The organism is Nonomuraea sp. NPDC049784 (assembly GCF_040659615.1).
Classification (GTDB): Bacteria; Actinomycetota; Actinomycetes; order Streptosporangiales; family Streptosporangiaceae; genus Nonomuraea.
Window position 1 is genome coordinate 1 of the sequence record NZ_JBFAMX010001059.1, and the last position, 2103, is coordinate 2103.

Below are 2103 nucleotides of genomic sequence, written 5' to 3' on the forward strand. Positions count from 1 at the left end.
CGCCGGGCGCGGACTGCGTGACCCCGCTCCAGCCGCGGCCGTAGAAGCCGATGCCGAGCAGCAGCTTGCTCGCCGGCACGCCCTTGCTCTTGAGCTTCTGGATCGCGGCGTCGGAGTAGAAGCCCGGGGTCGGGATCCCGGAGTAGGAGGTGAGCGGCGAGTGCGGGGCGGTCGGGCCCTGCGGCGCGAAGGCGCCGAAGTAGTCGTACGTCATGACGTTGTACCAGTCGACGTACTGCGCGGCGCCGCCGTAGTCGGCCGCGTCGATCTTGCCGCCGTTGGTGCCGTCGGCGGTGATGGCCGCGGTGACCAGGTTGCCGGAGCCGAAGCGGGCGCGCAGCGCCGACATGACGTTCCTGAACGCCGGCGCGCCGCTGGTGTCGCAGGTCAGGCCGCAGGCGTTCGGGTACTCCCAGTCGATGTCGATGCCGTCGAACACGTCCGCCCAGCGCGGGTCCTCGACCAGGTTGTAGCAGGAGTTGGCGAAGGCCGTCGGGTTCTGGGCGGCCTGGGTGAAGCCGCCGGACCAGGTCCAGCCGCCGAAGGAGAACAGCACCTTCAGGTTCGGGTACTTCTTCTTGAGCTTGCGCAGCTGGTTGAAGCTGCCGCGCAGCGCGCCGGTGTCCCAGGTGTCGGCCACGCCGTCCACGCTCTCGCCCGCCTGGTAGAAGCGGTCGTAGTCGGCGTAGCTGTCGCCGATCGTGCACTGGCCGTTCTGCACGTTCCCGAACGCGTAGTTGATGTGGGTCAGCTTGGCCGCCGAGCCGCTCGTGTCGATGTTCTTGACGTGGTATCCGCGCTGGTAGACGCCCCACTGCACGAAGTAGCCGAGCACCTTGTTCCCGCCGCCTCCGCCGCCGCCCGTGGTCGTGGCGGTGATGGAATTGCTGTTGGCGGAGCGGTTGCCGGCGGCGTCGCGGGCGCGGACGGTGTAGGTGTAGGCGGTGTTGGCGGTCAGTCCGGTGTCGGTGTGGGTGGTGCCGGTGACGGTGGTGATGAGGGTGCCGCCTCGGTAGATCTCGTAGCCGGTGACGGCGACGTTGTCGGTGGAGGCGTCCCAGGCGAGGGAGACGCTGCTGCTGCTCACGCCGGTCGAGCGCAGGTTGCCGGGCACCGACGGGGCTGTGGTGTCGGTGCCGCCGCCGCTCGAGACCTTCCACAGGGCGGGCACGTTCGGGGGCTCCCAGCCGGGCTGGGAGGTGTGGCTCTGGATGCACTCGTACTCGACGCCGTTGTACGTGACGTGCGTGCCGGCCGTGTACGCCGTCCACGCCGTCCACTGTGCCACGGCGGCGTACTCCGAGGCCGAGGCCTGCGGCGGGGCGACGGCCACGGCGCTGAGGGGCAGCAATAACGCCACCAGGATCTTGCTCAGGGTGCTGTGTCTCATGGCTCTCCGACATCCGTTGGGGGGTTTATGGGGGGTGGGATGCCAGGAAACTATTAGGAAAGTTTCCTTTAAGTTATGAGACGACGTTAGCCTCTGCCTGCGGAGGCGTCAATGAGTCAAATCGGCCCGCCACCCGCCTCGCTCGGTTGACTGCGGCTCGCGATGAGCCGGCGGGCCACGCGGCCGTCATGCGGCGGTCCGGCCCCTGACCGAGGGCGTTGTGGTCCCTTGCGTGCTGCGGGCCGGCCCGGCCGTCACTCGGTGGCGGTGGGCGGGGTGCCGTGTGAGTGGAAGGACGCGATGGTCTTGAGCCCCCACGCCTGTCCCTTGGCGCGCTCGGCCTCCGTCCACGTGATCGTCCGCCAGTCCGGCGCCAGGATGAGCCGGGTCAGCGGGTTGCACAGCTCGATGCGGTTGCCGCCGGGCTCGTAGACGTACAGGAAGAAGGTCTGCTGGATGGCGTGCTTGTGCGGGCCGGTCTCGATGAACACGCCGTTCTCCAGGCAGATGTCGGCGGCCCTGAGGATGTCCTCGCGGGTGTTCGTGGCGAACGCGAGATGGTGCAGCCGGCCGGAGGCGCCTGACCAGTCGTCGGTGTAGACGAGGTCGTAGGACTTGTTCGCGAAGTGCAGCCACTGGGCGGAGATCCGGCCGCTGTCCAGCATGATCTGCTCGGTCACGCGGGCGCCGAGCACGTCGCGCACGAAGGCGCC

The 2103-nt window shown here is 68.8% G+C and carries 2 protein-coding genes; both read right to left on the reverse strand.

Annotated features, from left to right (window positions below; genetic code table 11):
* On the reverse strand, positions 1-1390 hold a 1390-nt coding region (locus tag AB0J09_RS63185), incomplete at its 3' end, for a glycosyl hydrolase family 18 protein (protein WP_360713917.1).
* A 254-nt stretch (positions 1391-1644) separates the two neighbouring features.
* The coding region (locus AB0J09_RS63190; protein WP_360713919.1) for a VOC family protein at positions 1645-2103 on the reverse strand (459 nt) is incomplete at its 5' end.